The following is a 23,480-nucleotide window of genomic DNA, read 5'->3' as shown; positions in this document are numbered from 1 at the left end:
AACTCGCGTTAAATATTTAAATTCAAAACGAAATTATAATCTACGATTTTTAATTTTTGTCATAGAAATTTGATATTTTTTTTATAAATTAGGAATATTTTGCTCGAGCAATTCGTCCTACCCTCTATTAATTATCCTTTTGGTTACCTTAGAATCAGAACGAGCCGGGGGGCGCAATGAGCATTCGTTTTCGCATTTCTCTCTATCTTTCCATCGTGTTATTCATAGGTTTCGGTATTCTTGCAAGTATCAGTTGTTACACCGCATATAAAAAGTTAGAACAAGAAGTTGTCAATAGTTCAGAAATTACAGCCGAACGTTGGACCTATGAAGTGAAAGATTATTTAGACACTGGTATGGGTATCATACGAGGTTTTCGGTTTCCTCTTCTCTTTAGTGCCCCTCCCCGCAATCAAATCATTGCTGCTTTAAGAGAAATCTTAAAAGTCAATGATCATTACTTTGGTGCCAGACTCGCCTACGAACCAAATTCTTTGGACGGAAACGACTTAGAATTTCAAAATACTCTAGGACATGATTCCACAGGCAGATTTATTCCGTATCTTCATCGTGGTCAAACAAAGGAAGAAATCGTTCTCGAAGCCGCTAAATACTACGATTCTTTAGGTCCGGAAGGAGATTGGTACCAAGTTCCTAAAAAAACAAAATCTCACTACGCAACGGATCCGTACTATTATGAAATCAAAGGGAAAGTAAAAATTCTAATGATGTCTCTTATGGTTCCGCTTTATGTAAACGATCAGTTTTACGGTGTTGCCGGTTTAGACTATCAATTGGAAGAACTTCAACAACGAATCGGCGTTAAAAAACCGTTTCAAGATCTTGGTTATCTAACTCTGATTTCTCCTAAAGGAATTTATGCAGTAAATGGTTTTGATTCAAATCGGGTCGGTGAAAAAATTTCAGATGCAAAAGAACTAGAATATTACCTTAGTAAAAGTCAGGAAGGCGAAAAATTCACTACTGATTCCGACGGATACACTCATTATTACTTTCCGTTTCATATTGGTAAAGACAAACGCTATTGGGTAATGCAAGTAAGTATTCCAAATTCTATCTATAAAGAAGCAATTCTTTCTATTCTTTTCAAAGCTTTTACGTACACCTTAGCGGTATTAATCGCCGTCATTCTTTGCCTAAACGTTATATTCCAAAAATTGATTACCGCCGGTCTTCTCAAAGCAGTTAGTTTTTCCGAAGAAATCGCAGACGGAAATTTAATCGCTCAAAGTTCTCACGATAAAAAAGACGAAATCGGAACTCTTCTCAGTTCCATGAATAAAATGAGGGAAAATCTTCTCAAAGTTCTGAGAGAAATAGGGGGTTCAGCAAACACTCTCAGAGATACTTCAGAAAAAATGGCCGATTCATCTAGAAACTTTTCTGACGTCGCTCAAACTCAAGCTTCTGCTGCTGAAGAATCTTCTGCTGCTGTCGAAGAACTCGCCGCTTCCGCACAAAACGTGGGAAAGTCTATGGAAAAGGCTGTATTGAGTATGAAAGAAATCGATGGTAACGTCATTCGTCTAAAAGAACAAATCGTAAATATCAATAGAGAAATGCAAGATCTAGTTGAGCTCGCAGCCCTTTCAAAAGAACAAGGTGTCACTGGAGAAAATGCTATGATCGCTTCTACAAGCGCTATGGCGGCTATCGGAGACAGCGCTTCCAGAATCACTGAAATCCTTTCTATAATTACTGAAATTTCGGAAAGAACAAATCTACTTGCTCTCAATGCCGCTATCGAAGCCGCTAGAGCTGGTGAAGCCGGAAAAGGATTTGCTGTTGTCGCAGAAGAAATTGGAAAACTCGCTTCTCAAACTTCTACAAGTGTTCAAGAAATTGGGTCTCTGGTGAATTCCACTAATACCGCCGTTTTAAATGGAAACACTAAAGTTGCAGAAGCTTTTAACATTCTAAAAAAACTTAGAGAACAAGTAGAAGAATTCGATCGTTATGCTAAGAACGTTCTTACTTCCGTTAAAACTCAGGAAGAAAATACTAAAGAAATCGCACAAAGTGCTAATGAACTTATGACCTTCAGTTTACAAATTGAAGAAGCTGTTCTAGAACAAAGACGTGCCACGGATGAAATTACAAAAACGATCATGAGCATTTCTGACGGTACTCAAGAAATCGCTTCAGGTGCAGAAGATCTTACTTCATTCTCCGGAAATATGCACGGACAAGCTCAAAATCTAGGAAAATTGATCGGTAAGTTTAAAATCAACTAAGATTGGTAGTTGTGGGAACTAACACAAATTCGAGATTTCACTGTAAAATTCAGAAATGTGGGAACTAACACAAACTAAAACAACCCGAAAAACGGTTGAACCAATGCTTCTTGCTTAAGATCTTACTGATCATAGGTATTCTGATTGATATGAACTCGGAACAAACGGACTTAAAAAATCGATTTCTTACGGGAATGTTTGTATTTCTGTTTTTTTTAAGATCGACTCATGCGGCCGAATCACTCAACAGAGTCATTGCAACCGTCGGAACAGTTTCCATTTCGGAACTCGATTTAGACGACGCGACGGAAAAATACAACAGACTTCAAAAACACTTAAAACACGAAGACTACCGCAAATCTTTCAGAACCAGAATCATAGATTTTCTCATAGACCGAGCCATCGTAGACGTAGTCGCGGAAGAAGAATCGATCCAAGTAAACGAACAAAGAGTAGATTCCGAAATCGAAAAAAGAATGGAAGTGATGGGAATCACAAACCGTAAACAATTTGAAAAAACAATGGAAACTTCTTCCGGAATGCCGTTTGAACTCTGGGTTACGGAACTTCCGTATCAAATCAAAAAAGGACAACTACTTCAGTTAAAAATTGCGGTCCCTCCACCCAACGAACAAGAAATTAGAAGTTGGTATAATCAAAACAAAGATAAAGTAGGATTTGAAATTCGATATAGAATCATTTCTATCGCTCCCGAAAATGATTCCATCCAAGAAGAAAACAGACTCTACAAAGAGGTTTCTGAAATCAGAAAATCGATTTTAGCCGATCCTTCCTCTTTTGCATTGATCGCAGGTTCTCCCAGAAACGATCCCGCACTCAGAGCCAGAAGAGGAATGGTAGAATGGATTTCCTCTTTTGATCTTTATAAATATAGTAAGATCACCGCAACGATCGCAGCCCCTCTTCCAAACGGTGGAGTTTCCGAAGTATTTAGAGACGAAAGAAAAAGGTATTGTATCTTAAAAATAGAAGGGAAAAGACCTACTCCCATGGAAAACCTGAGAGGAGGAATTCAAAATATTCTCTATCGAGATAAAGAAGAAGACACTTTTCATAGATGGTTAAAAGAATCCAGGGCCGAAATACCAATCCAAATTTTTGATGAAGCTTATAGAAAAGAAAACAAAATTCCTCTCAAAGAAGAGACGTTTCATTTAGATTGATTTTAAATATTACACGATCCGAGTTTTCGACCGATATTAATTTCAAACTATGAAATTTCCGATTTCTCACACAGCCGTTTTCTTAAGTCCAAAAACGGAATCTATTTTGAAATCCTTATCTTCAAACGAAATAAATCACCTACTTTCACTTTCTATTCAAAAACTTTCCAAAGTCCTTCCAAAATCTACCGTTTTTTTTAACTCGTGGCCATTTGCTATACAACCAAACAATTTTGATTTTTTGAATATTCAAATTTTAAAATATTCTTCCGAGATCGAATTTCTTAAAAAAGTTTCAGAAAAATTGCCAAAATCCAGAACCGGAGATCCGGATTGGGACGACGCTTCCTTTTTTTATTTTACCGGTTTGTTTCCCTGTTTAGACGAGAGTTTAAGTCTGGAACTTTATCAAAGACACGATCGTTATCTTTCCCAATATTCTTATAGCGAAAATTTGCCCCCTGGTATCGTTCCTACAATTTTATCCAGAGAATTCACAAACGCAATTCCAGAATCGATTCAAACGAGCGCTCAAGATTATCTACTCAAAAACATCAATCACTATGATGTAGAAATTTTTTATCATTCTCCCGACCTAAGACAATATAGATTAGATTTCTCTTTAAAAAACAAAAGATCCTTAAATTTAGTCAGGGGATTTTTAAAATCCAAAGAAGAATGGAGCTACTCCGAAATTCATCCTTGGATCGAAAAAAATCCAGAAGTATTTAGAACCGGACCTTCGTATTTAGAGTTAGAAGTGTTTCGTGGATGCGATTTAAGTTGCAGTTTTTGTCCTAGACAATTTAATTCCAATGATCAAGACGGAAAATTTTTAAGCCCGGAATTTCTAGAAAGTCTACTCAGACAACAAGAAGAATCTTTTTCCAATGAATATACCGTTTGTTTCGGAGGTCTAGGCGAACCTCTTCTCCACCCTAATTTTAAAGAACTAATTCTTACAGCACTTAAGTCGTCATCCCATTTAATGCAGGAATTGATGATAGAAACCGCGTTTTATACCGATCCAAATATAATTTTAGATTTTTTGAATATTCTTGATTTCGCACACAAGGAAAAAATCACATGGATTATCAATCTAACCACCCGCAATCCAGAAAAATATGCAACCCTCTACGGTAAAAATAAACTCGAAAAAGTTCTATCGAATATAAAAGAACTCGAAAAAGTTTTTCCTAAAAATAGAATTTATCTTCAATTTTTAAAAATTCAAGAAGCCGAAGACGAAGTGGAATCTTGGGTGGACGAAACAGAAAAACAAGGTTACGGAGTAATTTTACAAAAATACAATCGATATGCGGGTTTGATGCCTGAAAAAAGAGTCACAGATCTAACCCCTATTCAGAGAGAATTTTGTTGGCATCTCAATCGTGACTTATATGTAAACTCAGATGGGTCCGTATCCATTTGCAAACAAGTTCCCGAAAAAACATTCGGAAATCTTCATAAGGAATCCCTAATAGATATTTGGCGTAAAGGGCTTCCTGCCTTTAAAGATTCGTTAAATTCTAAACACGAAACTACCGGTGCTCCTTGTATAAACTGTGATGAATGGTACACGTTCAACGCATAAAGTCTACGCGTTCATCCAAGCCAGAACAGGTTCTTCAAGACTACCTGAAAAGGTCTTATTAGAATTTCCTTCCGGTTCTGGAAAAACTCTCGTCGATAGAATTTATGACAGAATTCTGACCGTTCTACCAAAAGAACAAATCGTCTATCTCATTCCCAAAGAAGACAAAGAACTACGTTACTTTTTAAACCAAAGAAACTATCTTTTTTTTGCAGGGGATTTACTCGATGTTAGACGAAGATACATAGAAGCGGCTCATTTTTTTAACGCGGATTCAATTTTACGTCTAACGGGGGATAATCCTTTTTACGATACAATTCATTTGGATCAACTTTTACAATCATTTCAATTTTTTGAATCGGATCTTTCTTACGTTTCTGGACTTCCATTAGGAATGGGCGGAGAAATTTTTACAAGAAAGGCTCTTGAATGGACACCTAATACTTTAGAAGAAAGACATAAAGAACACGTTAGTCTTCATATTAAGGAAAATTCGGATCGTTTTCGTATAACAAAACTTTCCTCCCTACTGTCGGAAAAAGAAAAGTTAATCCTTCCAAAACTTAGACTTACAATCGACGAGCCTAAAGATTTTGAAACTACTTCAAATATTTTTAATATATTGAACGAACAAAATCCTATTTTTGGAGCTAGAGAATGTATAAATCTTTTTGAAATAGATCCCAATGTTTTTGCTGGAAATCAAAATGTAGAACAAATTCGTTTCCAAACTTTACCCTCTCAGAGAACTAAAAAATTTAGAATTGGAGTTTTTGCAGGTGATCCGAAAGATTTCGGAAGTGGTCATTTTGAACGTTCCAGAATTCTATTTGCATTATTAGCTACGGTTCCTTATGAAACATTCTGGTTAAGAGAATTTCCTAAAGAAGAAGATTTAGATCTGCTAATCGTAGATTCCAGAGACATTTCAATTCCAGAATATTCGAAAACTAAGGTACTCCTTTTAGACCATTTTGGTTCGGATAGAAAAAAATTTCATCACTACGACCTTCTTCCTCATTCTGATATAGAAGATCGTTTTTCCTTAGATCAAATTCTGATCCCCCCGGGACTTTTTAATTTAGATCGAAAACAAATCGATAATTCGTATATTCTTTGTTATGCGGGAAATATAGATCATCATACTACGTTCAGTTTAGATTCTTTTTTAGAATCCTTGAGTTTGAGGGAAAACATTCCTAAAATCGTTCGTATAGGCGGAACCAGCACTACGTTTAAACAAATCGAGTTCATTCCTAGAGTTTCTAAATTCAAATTTCAAAATCTTTTAGCTACTTGTTCAGGTTTTGTTAGTTATTTTGGTCAGTCTTTGTTCGAAGCAATCTTTTTAGATAAAAAAGTTTGTACGTATTCTATCAGCCCGGTTCATTCTTCCCTTTCATTACTTTGTGAAAAAAAATACGGTATCCCTTTTGCAGGTGATCTAAACTCTACATCTTTCGAGAACGAGGTAAAATTACAATTCAGTTCCCAACCGGTCAGCGGTAAGGGTTATCCCAAATTGCTTCAGGAAATCGAACGGATTTTAAGTGAGTTCGATTTAAGCGATTGAAAGAAATTGATTAATCTGTAAATCAACATTATGTTAAACTAGATTATTGATTTCTATAAAATCAAGTACCATAAATTTTGATTACAAAGCACTGTTTTAACGCAAAATACTGGGGACTTTATTTTATAATTCTGAATAATTGAATAAACCGTTTCTTACTCGACAAAACACTTCTTGTAAGTTGTGTTTATTCACTTGTTATTAAAATCTATCTCAAAAATACTTTGAACTTGTCCCAAAACTTCAAAGAATCTTAGGCATCATTCTTTAGAAATTTTTAATAAAATGTAGTAGTTTCCACAGATTAGATTGCATTTGGCAATTTACGAACTTTCGAGCAGTTCTAATGTCGTTAAATTTTCGTTTTAGTTCCCACATTGGACGGTTTTGGGACAAACTCTTTATTTTTAACGTGAATTCGACGTAAGGAACTCATGATTCTGAAAAAAGTTGGGATCTGAATTTTATAGATTGATTCTTTAAATGTGGGAACTACCACAATTTATAAAACAGAAGTTTATAACAATTGAATCTGTCGTATTCAAGCGTGGGAACTACCACAAAACTTAGGTTTGTCTATAAAATGACGTGGGAACTCTCACAAGTCATGATTTTACGAATAAATTCTAAAATTGTAGGAACTACTACCTTTAAAAAATTTTAACTTACGTCTAACACAAGTTAAAATTGGATTTAAATTTTAATGGTGGCCGCAAAACAGAGATTTTGTGCAAAAATCGGATGGACGATGATTCTTTTTGTATTTCCGAGTAGTTCCCACAATTTATAAAGTTTAACTGTAAATTGATGATTTATGGTAGCTCCCACAGATTAAGTCACATTACAAATTTCAAACATTCGCTTCTTATAATTGGAATTCGTACGAGTTCCTACATTCTGAAGTTTTAGGCAAACTTTAAAAAATATTATACCATAGAACAGCATCTAGATTGCCCAAAAATTCAAATTGATAACCATATAACACACGTTAATTTTATATATATATTCACTATTACATATAGAATGTCTAAAATTCTACTTCTAAACTCATAGTACTTCTATATATAGTAAAACCAGTAAAAAGCATTTGAAGGTAGTAACTACTTGCAAATACATCTCGTTCTGAAAATACACTTATACTTGAATTCTTTTCAAAGAAAAACCCTACAGCCCTCTTAACTTCGTCAATCTTAGAGCCACTTCTTCAGTTAAACCTTATTCATAAAGAACATACCCATCTCAGTTTTCCGTGTTCAATTCTCAGAATACTCGCACAAAATCGATTTTACCAAAATTAGAAGAATTGACGCGAATCATTCTATAAGGTTCCTTATCGGTATGAGTGAATTCATTGAAATCAAAGTTGGGGAAAAATCCTATCAGTTTCCATTGATCTCCGGAACGGACGGTAAAAAAGGAATCGATATTAGAGAACTTCATCAAAAAACCGGACTAATTTCTTACGATCCGGGTTTTTTTAACACCGCCTACGCTGTTAGTCGAATCTCCCGAAGAGACCCGAATTCAGGTGAACTCAACTATCGTGGTTACGACATCGCAGATTTAGTACAACATTCTACATTTGTGGAAACTAGTTACTTATTGATTTATGGCAAACTTCCAACGGAGCAGCAGCTTAAAGATTTTTCTCTGAAATTATCTAAACACTCATTGATTCACGAAGATATGATCAATCTATTTGATGGATTTCCGGGTAAAGGTCATCCTCTAGCGGTTCTGTCCGTGATGGTAACTTCTCTTTCCAGTTATTATCCAGAAGAATACGAAGAATCCTTGGACAAAGGAATCGATCATTCCGCAAGACTGCTCGCAAAGATTAGAACTATCGCCGCCTTTTCTTACAAAAAAATCGTAGGCCAACCCTTCGTATATCCTTTGGACAAACATCCTTATTGTACAAATTTTCTTTATATGTTATTTTCAATTCCTTCCAAGGATTATATTCCCACCGAAGACATAGATCGAATTTTAAATCAATTATGGATACTTTACGCGGATCATGAACAAAACGTATCCAATACAACCGTTCAAGTAATTGGCTCTACACAAGCCAACTTATTCGCTTCTATATCTTCTGCGATCAATGCGCTTTGGGGCTCTAGAGAAGGTGGTCGTCAGGTCGCGGCGGTAGGATTGATAGAAGACATTCTCAAATCCAGAAAATCGGTGCCGGAATATTTTGAAAAATTCAAAGGAGACTCGGAAAAGTTATTTGGAAACGGTTTTGGGCATAAGGCATACGAGGCAAAAAGTAGAAGAGCAATCATTGCAAGTAAACTGTTTCACGATTTTTACAAAAAAAATCCTATTGGACCTATCGCAGAAGTAGCTCTTAAAATCGAAGAATATATGCAAAATGATGAATATTATATCAATCAAAATTTGTATCCGAATTTAGAGTTCTACAGCGCGGTAATTTTTAATTCACTTGGAATACCAAAAGAACTTTTTACGGCTATGCAGGTAATCGGAAAACTTCCAGGCTGGTTAGCGCACTGGAGAGAACAAAGAGTTTCCGGAAATTACAGTAAGGCTCGTCCAAAACAAATTTATTCTGGAGAAATGGGTAGAAAATACATTCCACTTTCGGAAAGATAAATATGCAAAACCTGAGATGGAAAGATTGGCTCTCCCAAGCAGAACGTGATCTGGAATGGGCAAAAAGCGTCTTTACACTCTGGTTTTTTTGCCCAAACTTGTTTTGTCTATTAGAAACAGAAATAAGAATGTGACTGATTTGATTCATAAACATTACAAAAAACTTATTTTACATGAATCAAATAAAATTCAAAAAGCCTATTTTTCTCTGGTTATAATTTTTTCCACAGTGCTACTTTTCAATTGTGATAAACCAAAAGAAATCAGTTCTGAAAAGTTTCAGACTTTGATCCAAAAAAGTTCAGATCTTCACGTTGTTACCTATCTTGGAATAGATGAAGAAAAAGCCATTTTAAAAGTATCAACGCGGTCTTCTATTGATTCAAAACAGTGCAAGGATGAATATTTTTACGCAAGAAGAACTCCAGACTTATATCTTTGGATTGATGAAAACATTTACGAGATCACTGTTTCCAACTTTAATAAACTCTATTCCTATATTTTGTCTTTGGATAATAAAGAATTTCAATTCGGAGAATGGATAATTCTAACAAAAGATCAACTTAGAACTAAAGAAGAGAAAAAAAATATTCAAATTATTTATAAAGACAAATTCACTATTTTTAATTTTCAATTAGATAATTCCAAGGTTCTATATACTTCACTGAGTATAAAATTCGATTCAGCAAGAGACGTACAATATAAAAAGTTATGGCGAGAACTTATAAATCATATCCGATAAGGAATACAGACTAATCATCAGGATTTAATTTTTATGAGCGTCATTGTTTTTCCAAAACGAGATCCGCTTGGCGGAATGAGCCGGGAAGAACTGATCAAGAAAATTCGATTTTTGATCCAAGATAAAACGATCAAAGCCTATCTTTTTGGAAGCGTTGCACGAAATACCCAAAACGCCTACAGCGATGTGATCTAATTCTGATCGCCGACACGAAAATTCCTTTTCTAAATAGACCCGAATCCTTTCGGAGCTTCTCTCTCTTCCAGTCGAATTGAATCTTTTTATTTACAACGAAGAAGAATGGGAAAAAATCCGTGAACAAAGCCAATATGCCGGTTTTTGGAAGTCGGTCTTTTCAGAGATGATTCAGATTTTTTGAATATACTCGTTTTATGGCTTTGCGCGTGGCTCGATGTTTACTCAGATTTATTGGATTAAAACAACATCCTCCTGTGTTCATTTGAAAAACTAATATTTCAAAAATCTGGTAAAACGCGATTCAACAAAAAGCCTCAATAGAATTGTTAAAAAATTAATTTTCCTTTTTGTTTCATGAAATGGTCAATTAAAGCAGTTTTGTTAACCACCTATATAAAATTTCTCAACAATTTTAATATAAAAAGTTACAGGAATATGATAGAAATTTGATATATTTAAAAACTTCTTTTTAAATTTCACACTATTCTCTCTTTTAATGTTCTTACTACTCGGACGCATGCATAGAATACTTATGTTAGATTGTTTCAAAAATTTGAATATTTTGGTCTTGCTTTAAAATGCCGTAAATCCCGAATTTGCGATATTTTTTAAGTACTACTATTTTTTCGTAAATTAGGCCGTTAATAACTTGGTACTATTTTCATGCGTCCGAGTAGTATTTTATTGTGAGGAACCGAAAAAAATTTCAGAAAAATCTTTTCGAAATTGGATTTGTGAAAAATTGGAGCTCAACAAATCTCGCACCATCGAATATCTAGGAGTCGAGAATGAAAAAGCCATTCTCAAAGTATCAAGTTTATCTCCTAACAATTCCAAAAAACGAAAGGAGGAATTCTTTTACATAAATAAAAGCAAGTCCTTCCTTAACCACTTAGATTGATGAAAATCTGTATAAGATCACAATTTCTAATGATAATAAATTGTATAAATATCTTTTACGACAAAAGAATCGAAGTATTTTTTTGATCAATATAGCGTTCTGTAATCAATTGTAATTCAAGAGGATATATCGTATTATGTTTCTTTTATACAATTTATTGACTGGAGCTGAAAGTGTAGTCCAGCGATACTGGATTCGTCCAAATGTTCTTACACAGAATTTCACACATAATTGATGTACAAGTTATTAGATTGGTACCTTATTTGTAAGTTTTGAATAATAAAATGTGCGAGTTCTCACAGATTAAGTCACATTATGAACTTTCATACATTCATTTTTTTGTGATTTAGTTCGTATGAGTAGTTCCCACAAATTTCAAAATTTATCTGTAAAATCCATAATTTGGAAGAGTTCCCACACTTCAGACATATCCCTTCAAAAATATTCAGGGATTTGAAAATGAGATAGAAAAAACGATTGCTGTAAGTCGTTAAAAATTATCCCTACAAATAACTTACCAGCCAATTCTGAGTACAAAAAAATACCGGCCAATCGCGTAAGCAATCGCCGGTTGAATAGGTTTCAATTCTGTAAGTCCAGTTAATTAGACCGGTTCTTATCGGTCAACGTCTTCAGGAAAGTTACGATCAACTTTGTATCAGAATCTGAAAGATCTTTTCCAAGTTGAAGATGAGCCATTTTTTTGACTGCTTCTTCCAAAGTTGTAATTTTTCCATCGTGAAAATAAGGCCCGGTAATCGCCACATTTCGTAATGATGGAACCTTAAACACAAAAGCGTCCGAAGAGTTCTTAGTCAGATCTTGACGACCTTTATCGGAAGAATTTTCATAAGGATTTATCTGGCCCAGTTTACGAAAAGAATTCCCACCTAAAAGAGGACCAACGTGACAAGTAATACAACCAGTTGCTATAAACTTTTCTAAACCTTCCTGCTCTTCTATAGAAAGAGCTTTATGATTTCCTTTTTGAAAATCATCAAAACGGTCTTGGGTTTTTAAAGTTCTTTCAAAAGCAGCGATCGCCCCGGTGATATTATCATAAGTGATCTTTTGTGCTCTAGTAAGAGTATTAGAATTTTCTTTTGTTAAAGAGTCAGGATAAGCCTTTGCAAAAAGTTCTTGGTATTCCGGAATTTGACCGATTTTCTTTTCTACTTCTGATGCAGAAGGCATAGCCATTTCCACCGGATTTAAAATTGGTCCCTTGGCTTGTTCTTTCAGATCCTTGGCTCTACCATCCCAAAACTGAGCGATATGAAACCCAGCATTCAAAACGGTCGGAGAATTTCTGACTCCATTTTTTCCAAATGCACCCGGAGATGTAGGAAGATTATCGACCCCAGCAGCTTTTCCAACAACGTTATGACAAGAATTACAAGACTGTGTATCATTTGCAGAAAGTCTCTTTTCAAAATATAACTTTTCGCCTAACTGAATCAATTCGGGAGTGTCCACCTCCCCACCTGGCATTTTATCCGGAATGGTTCCGAAAATCTTTTTGGAATCATCGATCAGTTTTTTCGTCTTCTCAGACGGGCCACAAGTTACCAAAAGAATTCCTAGAAACGTTAAATAGAACATCCCCGCTGTAGATGGTTTCATACCAGTTCCTCTCTTTTATTTTAGAATGATTCTAAAACGAGATTCTATTTAAAATTAAACCAAATTACAATTCTTTTTTAAATCTTATTTCGCTTTTTCCGTTCGATCTGAAAAACCAAACCTTGTGCATTGATCTTAGAGTCGAATTCTAAAATCATTTTTTCCCTTTCGCCTAAAACGATTCCTTGAGCTAAAAGTTCTCCTTTTAAATAATCCCTAACTTTTTCAGTGCAAGATTCAAGAAGAGCCTTTCCTTCTAAATTGGATTTTCCCTCAGAAGAAAGAATACCCTGCATCGCATGCAAACCTCGTTTCATCTGACGAGCGCCGAATTCTAAATTTTTCCAAACTCCAAAATGAGTCAGGTAAGCCTTGTCCGCACCTGTGGAAAGAATTTTATCAACCGTATGGATCGCCTCTTCCGAATCAAAATCTGTAGGAGTCGTGGACGGATAAAGAATCGGTTCTTTTCCGACCGCAAAATCCTTATATCCCAATCCAAAAGAATCTCCCGTAAATATACCGTTACTTAAAGAATCATAGATACAAAAGTGATGATTTGCATGGCCTCTTGTATAATAAAATTTGAATATTCTATTTCCCCATCGAATCTCTTCCCCATCTTCTGGACATTTGACTCTTTCTTGTGGAACCGGAAGAATTTCTCCGTATAATTTTTTAAAGTTCTCTTCTCCATAAACCTGGATCGAACTTTGGATCAATCTTTCCGGATTGATTAGATGTTTGGCCGCTTTGGGATGTGCTAGAATAGTCGCATTCGGACAATATTTTGCCAACAACCCAGTTCCACCTGCATGATCCAGATGAACGTGAGTGATTATAATATATTTTACGTCCTCTGGTTTACGTCCTACCTTTTGTAATTCCTCAAGTAAAATAGGAATGGAATGATTAGTGTTATTTTCTACAAAAGCCGCCTCTCCATTTTCCACAATCAGATAAGCACAAGCAATTCCAGGAGAAATATAGTCACAATCAATCGTATATAAACCCGGAAAAACTTCCTTCTCATAAGACAACATTTCGATCCTCCAAACTTTTCAATGAATAGAAAGAATACATCTATTTTAAAAAATTTCATTTACAAAGTTATCCCAAAAATATTTTAAAAAATTCTCAATAAACCTTTTGAATAAAGTCAAAGTATTTTTAAGATAACTTCACAATACTTTCTATAAAATCTGTATGTCGTCTATTTTTTGCAATATAAATCACCGATCAATGCTTTAAGTTTTTATTTTGTTCAAAAACTATAATATACTTTCCGCCTCTGAATCAGACAGGATACTATTTTTGTAAACACTACCAATCCTTAAATAATTACTACTTAGATGTGCACATATAATACCAAAATTAACGTTCAATTTTGCAAAGACACAGAAGTTCTCACAAATTACGTCTAATTTAAAATCACTGACTATTTTTGAAGGAGATCCTATATTCTAACTTTTGCAATAAACTCATAAAAACACTTTATTTTCATACATTTGAGTTAAGTGCCGTCTATTTTAGTTTAGAATCAAAATTTTAGGTACTTATTATATAACTCTGAAAGTAAGTTACGAAAATTCAATAAAGAATCCGTCCCAAAACCTCTATAAAAATTTCATTTTGAATTTTTCATAAAACAAAGGAGTCCCCCACAAAACCGTCCTTTGACGATTTATTGGCTTTTAAATAGACTTTGTTGTTAAGCTCCCTAAGAGGGAAATCCTATATTCTGGGGTTTTGGGATAAGTTCAAAATGAATTTTTTAAAGACGAACGAAGAACGCAAATTTCATCTAAAAGATTCGATTTCAAGAATTCTTATCTTTAAATTTAATAAGAAATTAAAACATTTTAAAATTATAATATTCAAGGAAAATCGGTAACACAGCGAACGTAGTTAAGTGCACCTCCCGCTTTGATATTTCCGTAAGACTGGCCGTGATTTATTCCGGAAAAACCGAAAACCCTAGCTACGTTTGGAACGCCGAGTCCGATAGGAATCACACTGGTTGAACTCCAAAAATAGACTCCTACAGGTGTATTAGGAAAAAATGCTGTATAAGTAAAAGGTGCACCAGGAGCGGAATAATCCACGATACTCATAAGTTCATTCACGTTAGGCAATCTCCAATTACTCCTCACCCCAATGTTAAGAGTGTCACAGTAATTCAGCGCAGCAGTCCAATTCAAAGTATTCGCCATACCAATTGCACAGGTTCCTCCGGTAACACCAGCCGGACATTGCTGCCAAACGAGATTTGTGTTTTGATCCGTGACTGTTCCATCTCCATTGTCTACAAAAGACGGTGAAGACACGGAATTTCCAGAAACACAACGAAGATTTCTAGAAAATGTCTTTGGCAAATTGATAACAGGGTTTGCGTCTGTAAAATTCGTCGAATAGATTTGAAGAGGAAGAAGACTTAAGGGGGTATCTGAAATATACGCATCCGCGGTAGGAGTATTTGGAAAGGCAGTCGTATCGATACGAGGAGTGTTGGTAGTATGGACAAGAGACGCTAACTCTCTGATTGTAGGGATCCTCCAGTTTGTTTTTCCTGCATATCCATTCCCACTATTAAGTGTGTTCAGTTCGGCACAACTTCCAGTCAATCCTGCACTGGCATTATTCCAACTAATCGGTGTAACGACTCCGCCGGAACAATTGGCCCCACTTAACCCCTGGGCACAGGTCTTCCAAGTTAGACCATGGATTAAATCAAGTGTTGTATAATCGTTTTGATAGATACAATGTTGAGTAGGCCCGCTAAAAGAACGTTGGTTAGGAACGTTGACAAATTCTCCGTCTTGCCCTGTTCCTGCGCAAGGAACATTCGTTCCTGTTGAATCCCAACATTGCGTTTGACCCGTATCTACCACCGCATTCGGATTAAAATTTACATTAGAACTGGGACATAAATTCGGATTCTCTGTGGTGGAAGAATCCGAATCCTCAGGCTGGATTAAAGAATTCAATAATACATAAGGCAAATCCGGTTTTTCTGGAGGGTGAATTGCACAATGAAAAACTAATATAGAAATGGTTACAAGGACTGCCCGTATGTTTAAAATGCTCAAAACAGGATTTATAAAATTGAATATGTTTCTAAAACTTATATTCAATCTAGATAATATTGGAAAATTATATTTTTTATTTTTGAAACCTGACGACTTCATGTACAGTATTAACATTTAAATCGACATTTCGGACTCTCAAGTTTGAAATCTAAAATACCAAATTATAAAATGAACCACAATAAATGGATCTTTCCGTAAAAGGGAACCTTTTTGAAACGTATTAAAACGATCTATCTAGGGCCATAAACTGTAACGTAATAACTCAATCATAAAATAAGAAATAAATTTTTGCATGAAATTGGCTGACTTGAATCATTTTTAGGATATTTTTCCAATGAAAATTGAAATAAGAATTGATGGGACTGATACTTTATCATAAATTCTAACATTTGATTTTATACTTTTGTGGAAAAATGAACCTTGATGAGGGAGAACTTTTTATACCAAATTTAAGAATGTAAAAATTGAATAACGAGAATTTATAAATTGATTAGAGACAATCTCAAAAATCGTTCCTTCTGTTACTTTTTTTATTTTGTGTTAAATACTTCGCATCTAACCCATGTTTCTTAAGCCAAAAAAAAGAAGTTACCTTGTTTTAAGTTTTAAAGGACTTCTATAAAATGAGCTTTGATTGAATGATGATTACAGAACAACGACTCTATACAAAAACTTGATAGGACGATTGTTTATTTTATAGGTTCCCACATTTTGTGTAACTAAAGCGTCTCGCTTTTATGGGTCTCGAGAAACTCTCAAACAGGGTCATGTTTAAGGTTATGGAACAAGCTCTTTATAGATTCTATAAGTTCCTACAAACGAATATGAGTAAAATATAATAAGGATAATTCATATGAAAAAATTAGTGTTAATGATCTCATTATTACTTCAATGTCAATGGAGTGGGGCTTGGATAGATGAAGTTGAAATGAATCATGAAACTGGTCTGTGCAAATGGGAACCAATTCTTTTTTTGGCAAATTGTTCACCGCGAACAAATGGAACTTCTGATTCCATTACAACTTTAAGCTGTTTATCGCTTTATGATACTTATACGAAAGACTGTAAAGATAAAAACCACAAATGATCTCGATATAGTTTGCTCTTATTAAGTCATCCCTGAAAAAGTGTCGAGAAATCGATTTAAAACAAGATAGAAACCAATAGATTTTAAAAGGTGAACTTGAACATCCTCACAATGAAGATCATTTCCTGTATAACCCGTCGAGCGATCCTTAGAGAGCGAAGACGTTGAGTTTTCTCGAGCGATCCTTAGAAGCGCGAGATGTTGAGTTTCAAGAATGGTCGAGCTCATATAAAGAGATCCTTCGAAAAATTTTGGATTCTCCAGAAAAAGAAGGAATCTGTGGGAACTACCACAAATCCTAATTTCACAATAAAGCTTTGAAATACTTTTTTTACGTCGAACTCACGTTAAATAGAAACGCAGGAACGATTGGTTCTACTAGTGTCTTTAGATCCATCTTCAATCAGATGATCATAGAATTTACGGTGAGTTGACAATACATTGGAAGACATGAGACAGAATGTTCTTGTAAAAACCCGTGATTGTAGGAATTTTTACGAAAATGAATCCTACTTTTGTCGGCCTTTCCGTAGCATTCCTATCCGTCTTAATAGCGATTCTTTTGGAAGGCGCACATTTTCTTTCTTTCTTCAAAATCTCTGCATTTCTTCTAATTGTAGGAGGAACGGCAGGAGCAACCTTTGCAAGTTTTTCACTGGGACAAATCAAAGATCTTGTTTTAAATCTTCAACGTTCGGTTTTTCCAAAGCGAAAACTTCCACTCGGAGAACTCTTTTTAGACTTTGCAGAACGAGCACGTAAAAATGGACTTCTTTCTTTGGAAGACAACCTTAAGTCTATTCAAGACCCATTTCTTCAAAGAGGAATCCAACTCATCGTAGATGGAACAGACCCTCGCGCAGTAGAAGAAATTCTTTTCGAGTCCGCTATGGCTATGGAAGATAAAGAAACAAACTCTGCAAAAATTTTAGAAACTGCAGGAGGATTTTCTCCCACGGTAGGAATTATCGGAACCGTTATGGGTCTTGTAGGAGTTTTGGAAAATCTAGGCGCGGGCACAAAAGCGCTTGGAGAAGGAATCGCCACTGCATTTATAGCCACTTTCTACGGAATCGCATTTGCAAATCTACTCTTCTTTCCCCTCGCCAATCGAATTAAGTCTTGGTCCAAAGAACAGTCCGATCGTAGACAAGCAATCATCCGAGGAGTAATTGCTCTTCAAAGCGGGGACAATCGTAGAATTCTTATGGAAAGAATGAATCCGTTTATTGACTGAAAGTTTTAAAAATTCTTAATATACTTAAGCTCTAATATTTTAAAGAAACTCATAAAATAACTTCCATCAGAATAGATTCTTAATGTCCCAGATTCGTTCATAGAGATAGAACCTATATCTTATTATTTAACGTGAGTTCGTGGAGAAATCTGTTTTATCTTAGATCAATTTGTTCCTAAAAAATAAATGTGGGAACTCTCACAAATCGTGAATTTACCAGTTAAACTTTGAAAATTGTGGGAACTACTATGAAATACAAAAAGAATCATCGTCTAATCAGATTTTGCACAAAACCTCTGTTTTGCGATTATTATCAAAATTTAAATCCCATTTTAGCATAAGTTCGTCTGAGAAAAACTTTTCTAAAAGTATGAACTCTTACAATTTCAGGAATCGTTTGTAAAATCGTAATTTGCGGGAGTTCCCACATTTTTAGGTTTTTTGGGAGATTCTAGTAAAGAAACTCGCAAACGTCCAGATATGACAATTTCTGTAGGAACTCCAGCAGTTTAGTATTCAGAGTTATACAAATAGAATATCCCAAATTTTGATCGCAAAAACTTTATAGAGTGCAACATACCGAGTACTTTATTTTATAGTTTGAGTAGAATTGTTTGGAAATTAATTGTCATTTGCTTTCATTGCATTCAAATGAAAAATTGAAGCAGTTTTGCCAATCTCTACCATGGAATGTTTCAACAACTCTAATACGGCTAAAAAGAATTCCGTAATAGATTTTAAAAACTTCAAATGATGTCCACGTTTAACTCGGAAAGAATATCTTCTAATTCTCTTTTATCTTGAACTTCGATTAGGCGATCCTCTCCAAATTCATCGGCTTCAAGACGTACTGCAAAATAACCCGCATTATCCTCTCCTTTTAAAGAACTTATGTCTAAATTAATCAAATTTAAATCTTCCTCTTGAATGGGAGTCAAAAGTAGATATTGATTTTCATCAATCTCTAGAGCTTCTGCAACGACAAAAGAATGAGGATTTCCTTCCTCATCTAAAAGTTGAACGGTTTCTTGAATCCGCTCTTCTTGAAATTCTGAATCCTCCGCTCCTAAAAGACCACTCATCTTTTAAAACCTCTCTAAACCTTAAAATGTGGGAACCCACACAAAATTGAATCATCAAAAAAAATACTTCAAAAGCATAAAACATTACACAACGTGACGTAATTTATGGGAACTCCGCATTTATTAAAAGTTTTACTATAAAACCAGTGTAAGAATGATTACCCATTCATTTAAAATATTACTGTAAAATACAGAAATGTGGGAACTCACACATTCGGTTTCTTTTTAAATAGAATAGTTGAAAAATTAATTCTCCATCTGTTTCTATTTTATGGAAACGGTCGATTAAAGCAATTTTGTTCATTGAACTATGGAATTTTTCAAAAACTCTAATATTTTACACAAACTCACATTCATTAAGTGAATTTCTATAAAGGATTTACCCAAAAATCTCTAAAGACATAAGTGATCCTACTTTATAAGTTTATAATAAAATATTAAAATCTCTAAAGAAACCATTATGTCTAGATATTTGCAAATTTTCTCCAACAGTAATTTTTAAGTTTTAAGAAAATTCAAAATAGTTTTTTTACTCTTGTGATGACCACAAAACAACGACTTTATGTAAAAATTTGATTGGATAAAAACTCTTATTGAAATTCCCTTTTTTCTAACTTAGGGTCTGTCCCGAAATCTCAAAAAATTTTACGCGATAATTTTTTAGAAATTTTTAATCAAAATGCAGTAGTTCCTACAAATTAGGTTGCATTTAGCAATTTGTAAACTTTCGAGTAGTTTTAATCTCATTAAATTTTCGTAACAGTTCCCGCATTTTTGTGAAACTCAATCGGTTGTTCGAAGTAACTGAGCAAAACGTTCTCTATCATAACCAACCCAAAAGTTGAATAGGATTTTAGAATCAAAATTTAACTCAGCAAAACGCTTTCCTGAACTCAGCGTCTCACTCCCTGAACTCATGCAACGCTCTCTACGGATCGCGTTGCAGGTATAAGTTTTACAGAGGATTTGTCGTAATTCCGACAAATTTTGGAACAAGCTCTTATCAACTAACTCACTTTATTTAGTCTCTGAATCGAATTCAAACGGAAGTTTATTCTTTTTTGCTGAATTACATTCTTTGCATGCAGGAACTAGATTTGCTTTGATAGACTTTCCTCCTTTTGCAATAGGAATGAGATGATCCATCGTCAACTCTTCCGGGAGAAATTTTTTACCACAGTAATGGCAAAGACCAGAACTTTTTTTCTTTTTCCACCAAGAAGTCTTGCGAAGATCTTTTGCAATTCTTCTTTGTTTTGCGAGTTCTTCTTCGCTGATCCAAACTATAGAATCTTCTGGTTCCATTTAAAAATTCTAATCTTTATAAATAATCCAATCGGAACCAGGTCCGGACACGGATAACTTTGCCAGATCATTTCGATTAACCGCAAAAATACCTTCTTCCAGACCGGCAGCGGTTAAAAATAAAGTATCACCTTGAAAAAGTAATTCTCCCTCGATTTCAATTTTACCCTGAAGAACGGTTAAAATCTGAAAGACTGGTTCTTTATAAACATTCGGAATTTGGAATGTTTTTCCGTTTCCAGAAATTTCCAAAGTTTCCATCAAAAATTTATCATTTGCCGTTAGACGAAATCTATTTCCAAAATCCCAGGATTTTGGAACTGGTTTCATTACATCTTCTTCGAAAGGTCCGCCATAATCCAAAACGTCTAGGGCCTTTTGAAGATGAAGTTCTCTCAGCCTTCCATAATCGTAAACTCTATAAGTAGAATCCGAAGATTGTTGTACTTCCATCAAAAGAATTCCGGCACCAATTGCGTGAATTCTTCCGGGTTTTAAAATAAAAGAGTCACCTTCTTTTACTGGAATCTCTCTTAAAATTTCTTCAGCTCTATTTTGTTCCACCAGGGTTTTAAATTCTTCTCTGTTTGTAGTTTTCAAAAAACCGCATATTAGTTTAGATCCTGGTTCTGCTTGTAAAACAATCCAGGCCTCTTTTTTTCCAGAGCTCTCCGGATCGTATGTTTCTGCATAAACGTCATCGGGATGTACTTGTACGGAAAGTTTTTCTTTTGCATCTATAATCTTAATTAGAAGAGGAAAAGATTTTCCTCGAAAGGGTCGTCCCAAAATTGTATCTGTATTTTCCAAATACGCGGTTCGAAAACTTTTGCCCGCCAAAGGTCCGTTCCTGATTATGGAAATATCATTTCCATAATCAGAGATTTCCCAGGATTCCCCTATGTTTCCTTCTGGAATTTTTCTTCCCGGAAAATCTCCTAATTTTCTACCGCCCCAAATTCTTTCCTTATAGATCGGATGAAAGCGGATCACTTTCTGCATAAGACCTATTTTTTCCCTCCTTCCAGGAGTTCAATTTTTACTTTGAGACGATTTTTTTTAAAATGGACAAATCCTTCTAGTTTTAATCCGGAAAGATCCAACTCATAAATTTTTCCAGGTAATAATTTACCAGCTCCCATTTCTAAATTGAGATTTCGAAAACTTTTGTAGGTTCCTTTTCCACCACAAGAATCACAAAATAGATTGGAACCTTTACAATCAGGACATAAAACACGAACTACCAATGGAATTTTTGCGGAAAGTGGGAAATTTAATTCTTCTGGAATTAAGAGAATTCTAATATCGTAATATATCCCAGAATACTTTTTTCTCTCACGATTTCTCATTCCAGCTCGAAGTAACCCTCTTCTAGCCAAATCCACCGCCTGCCCCGCATATAAGATTCTGGAATTTGGAATTTGTTTGATTTTTGCCGAAGAAAATTGTTCTGTTTTTTCTTCCAACGAAGACTTAAATTTTAAAAGAATTTCAGGATGTCTGGAAAGATATTGAAGATCGTATTCTTTCCTTCGAGTAGGATGAGTCAGTATTTGATAAGAATGTGCAAATTTTTGAAATAGATCTGAAGATCCGGTTTCTCGATTATCAGGATGAAAAATTTTAGCTAATTCTCGATAACGGGACTTTACTTTTTCTACAGAAGCAAGTGGAGAAAGACCCAGATTTTTATAATGATCCGGAAAATCGGTTGTAGATCCCGGATCATTCACAAAAAAATCTTATTCCTTTGGATTCTCCTGATAAGGTCCTCCATTTTCCACTTCTCTAAGTGTGGTTTCCACGTCTTCCGCTGCGTTTTTAATACTTCCTTCCACATACTTATCAATTCGACGAATGATTTCCAAGAGGTTGGTCCTGTAAATTCGAACCAGCTTTACTCTTTGCGCCGGCTCCCGGATTGTGGCTACATTATAAACCGTTTCTTTTGTGCCCGAGTCCGTTTTCTTTCTCACAACTAATTCGATGGAATTGGGTCCTTCATTGGTGATTTTATCATTTTTAAGAATACTAATTTCTTCATATTGAGGACGCATTTTAGAAATCAATGATTTCCTACTCCAAAATACGACAGATTCCAACTTTAAAGGTGAATTTGTGGCCCCTGCTCCCGATACTTTCAATACAAATCTAAGATCGAGCATATATCGATTTCTACTTTGAGGAATTTGATCCTCGTAAGCCGGAATAAATTGACTATAAAGATTATCTTGTATTTGTTTTCTTTGATTTAAAAATCCAAGACGACTTTCGATTCTTTTATGAAACTCTACAATATCCTTACCCAATACTTCTAGGTCTTTTATCTGTCCTTGTTCATAAGGTAGAATTTTCACTTTACCGTCCGGTTCAAACTCTTGGCTCGAAATACCGGCAAACGTGGAAATTAAAATCAGGAAATAAAATAATTTTTCTTTCATTGTCGATTTTTCCAAACGCGGTCTTTTATTAGTTTCGGAGCTTCTTGTATTTTCCCCATAATTTTATCAAAAATAGATTGAACTTATCGTCAAATTCTGGGAAAAGGGAAGGAAAGGTCGGTATGGAAATTAGTCACAGAAAGTCAGGAGAAACTAATATTGTAAGTCTTTCGGGCAGTCTCGACATCTACACTTCAATCGATCTCAAAACATTTTTCGAAAACAGTATCCACAAAGATAACAAAAACGTTGTCGTAAATCTTGAAAAGCTTAACTACATAGACTCCTCTGGAATCGGAATGTTAATCAAACAGTTAAATTACGTTCAAGATCTCAACGGATCTTTTTTTATCGCCAATATGAAACCTGCAATCGAGAAAGTCTTCAAAGTCGCCGGTTTGACTTCCTACTTTAAAACAATTAGTCCCTCAGAATTCAGTTCCAATTACCCTTAATGATTGAATTTTAATCTTTCAGGTAGTTATATTTTGCGTGGGAGTTCCCACATTTTGCAGATGAACTTAAATCTTCGCGGGAGTTCCCACATTTT

18 protein-coding genes and 2 pseudogenes are annotated in these 23,480 nt (G+C 35.0%); 11 read left to right on the top strand and 9 right to left on the bottom strand.

What is annotated here, in order from left to right; genetic code table 11:
* Nucleotides 1-176: 176 nt before the first annotated feature.
* The 8 genes and pseudogenes from BW942_RS16020 to BW942_RS21835 all read left to right on the top strand — a co-directional run bounded on the left by BW942_RS16020 (nt 177) and on the right by BW942_RS21835 (nt 10,346).
* Nucleotides 177-2,255, top strand: coding sequence for a methyl-accepting chemotaxis protein (locus BW942_RS16020; RefSeq protein ID WP_000027600.1), 2,079 nt, complete (start codon nt 177-179; stop codon nt 2,253-2,255).
* Nucleotides 2,256-2,404: 149 nt separating this feature from the next.
* On the top strand, nt 2,405-3,439 hold the full coding sequence (locus BW942_RS16015; RefSeq protein WP_001083687.1) for a putative peptidyl-prolyl cis-trans isomerase: 1,035 nt from the start codon (nt 2,405-2,407) through the stop codon (nt 3,437-3,439).
* Nucleotides 3,440-3,488: 49 nt separating this feature from the next.
* A complete protein-coding gene (locus tag BW942_RS16010) occupies nt 3,489-5,033 on the top strand; it encodes a spiro-SPASM protein (protein ID WP_000671644.1) in 1,545 nt (514 codons plus the stop codon).
* A complete protein-coding gene (locus BW942_RS16005; protein WP_001014594.1) occupies nt 5,008-6,606 on the top strand; it encodes a glycosyltransferase family protein in 1,599 nt (532 codons plus the stop codon). The genes BW942_RS16010 and BW942_RS16005 overlap by 26 nt, the downstream gene beginning before the upstream one ends.
* A gap of 1,338 nt (nt 6,607-7,944) precedes the next feature.
* Nucleotides 7,945-9,225: a citrate/2-methylcitrate synthase gene (locus BW942_RS15995; protein WP_001288561.1), complete on the top strand. Its 1,281-nt coding sequence runs from the start codon at nt 7,945-7,947 to the stop codon at nt 9,223-9,225.
* Between the two features lie 2 nt (nt 9,226-9,227).
* A pseudogene (locus BW942_RS15990) lies at nt 9,228-9,333 on the top strand (HEPN domain-containing protein); the annotation flags it as partial.
* Between the two features lie 22 nt (nt 9,334-9,355).
* A complete protein-coding gene (locus tag BW942_RS15985; RefSeq protein WP_000130714.1) occupies nt 9,356-9,967 on the top strand; it encodes a hypothetical protein in 612 nt (203 codons plus the stop codon).
* 33 nt (nt 9,968-10,000) lie between these two features.
* Nucleotides 10,001-10,346, top strand: a pseudogene (locus tag BW942_RS21835) (nucleotidyltransferase domain-containing protein).
* 1,320 nt (nt 10,347-11,666) lie between these two features.
* Here the strand turns inward: BW942_RS21835 and BW942_RS15960 are convergent.
* The 3 genes from BW942_RS15960 to BW942_RS15950 form a co-directional block, all read right to left on the bottom strand.
* Nucleotides 11,667-12,689, bottom strand: coding sequence for a cytochrome-c peroxidase (locus BW942_RS15960; RefSeq protein WP_000804899.1), 1,023 nt, complete (start codon nt 12,687-12,689; stop codon nt 11,667-11,669).
* 77 nt (nt 12,690-12,766) lie between these two features.
* A complete protein-coding gene (locus BW942_RS15955; RefSeq protein WP_000954148.1) occupies nt 12,767-13,732 on the bottom strand; it encodes an MBL fold metallo-hydrolase in 966 nt (321 codons plus the stop codon).
* 834 nt (nt 13,733-14,566) lie between these two features.
* On the bottom strand, nt 14,567-15,877 hold the full coding sequence (locus BW942_RS15950; protein ID WP_000842485.1) for an Lcl C-terminal domain-containing protein: 1,311 nt from the start codon (nt 15,875-15,877) through the stop codon (nt 14,567-14,569).
* A gap of 754 nt (nt 15,878-16,631) precedes the next feature.
* On the opposite strand from BW942_RS15950, the gene BW942_RS15945 reads away from it, so the two are divergent.
* Nucleotides 16,632-16,865, top strand: a complete 234-nt coding sequence (locus BW942_RS15945; RefSeq protein WP_000737611.1) for a hypothetical protein — start codon at nt 16,632-16,634, stop codon at nt 16,863-16,865.
* 21 nt (nt 16,866-16,886) lie between these two features.
* Here the strand turns inward: BW942_RS15945 and BW942_RS15940 are convergent, their stop codons facing one another.
* Nucleotides 16,887-17,093 (bottom strand): hypothetical protein, encoded by a 207-nt coding sequence (locus BW942_RS15940; RefSeq protein WP_000099410.1) that lies wholly within the window; start codon nt 17,091-17,093, stop codon nt 16,887-16,889.
* 274 nt (nt 17,094-17,367) lie between these two features.
* Here BW942_RS15940 and BW942_RS15935 point away from each other — a divergent pair, with 274 nt between their 5' ends.
* The gene (locus tag BW942_RS15935; RefSeq protein ID WP_001070118.1) at nt 17,368-18,102 is read left to right on the top strand and encodes a motility protein A; all 735 of its coding nucleotides are present in this window, start codon (nt 17,368-17,370) and stop codon (nt 18,100-18,102) included.
* Nucleotides 18,103-18,848: 746 nt separating this feature from the next.
* Here the strand turns inward: BW942_RS15935 and BW942_RS15930 are convergent.
* The 5 genes from BW942_RS15930 to BW942_RS15910 all read right to left on the bottom strand — a co-directional run bounded on the left by BW942_RS15930 (nt 18,849) and on the right by BW942_RS15910 (nt 22,930).
* A complete protein-coding gene (locus BW942_RS15930) occupies nt 18,849-19,184 on the bottom strand; it encodes a DUF1292 domain-containing protein (RefSeq protein ID WP_000015950.1) in 336 nt (111 codons plus the stop codon).
* 1,017 nt (nt 19,185-20,201) lie between these two features.
* Entirely contained in the window at nt 20,202-20,489 is a 288-nt protein-coding gene (locus tag BW942_RS15925) for an HNH endonuclease (protein WP_000433083.1), read from the bottom strand.
* A 9-nt stretch (nt 20,490-20,498) separates the two neighbouring features.
* The gene (locus BW942_RS15920; protein ID WP_001174417.1) at nt 20,499-21,491 is read right to left on the bottom strand and encodes a type I phosphomannose isomerase catalytic subunit; all 993 of its coding nucleotides are present in this window, start codon (nt 21,489-21,491) and stop codon (nt 20,499-20,501) included.
* Between the two features lie 5 nt (nt 21,492-21,496).
* Entirely contained in the window at nt 21,497-22,222 is a 726-nt protein-coding gene (locus tag BW942_RS15915) for a J domain-containing protein (RefSeq protein ID WP_000999543.1), read from the bottom strand.
* 9 nt (nt 22,223-22,231) lie between these two features.
* Entirely contained in the window at nt 22,232-22,930 is a 699-nt protein-coding gene (locus tag BW942_RS15910; protein WP_000660163.1) for an LIC_12936 family protein, read from the bottom strand.
* A 122-nt stretch (nt 22,931-23,052) separates the two neighbouring features.
* Here BW942_RS15910 and BW942_RS15905 point away from each other — a divergent pair, with 122 nt between their 5' ends.
* Complete coding sequence (locus BW942_RS15905) at nt 23,053-23,385, top strand: STAS domain-containing protein (protein WP_000406135.1); 333 nt, start codon at nt 23,053-23,055, stop codon at nt 23,383-23,385.
* The last annotated feature ends 95 nt before the right edge of the window (nt 23,386-23,480 follow it).

This window comes from Leptospira interrogans (assembly GCF_900156205.1).
Classification (GTDB): Bacteria; Spirochaetota; Leptospiria; order Leptospirales; family Leptospiraceae; genus Leptospira; species Leptospira interrogans.
Note: the sequence above shows the minus strand (reverse complement) of the source record. Positions and strands in the feature narration are given on the sequence as shown.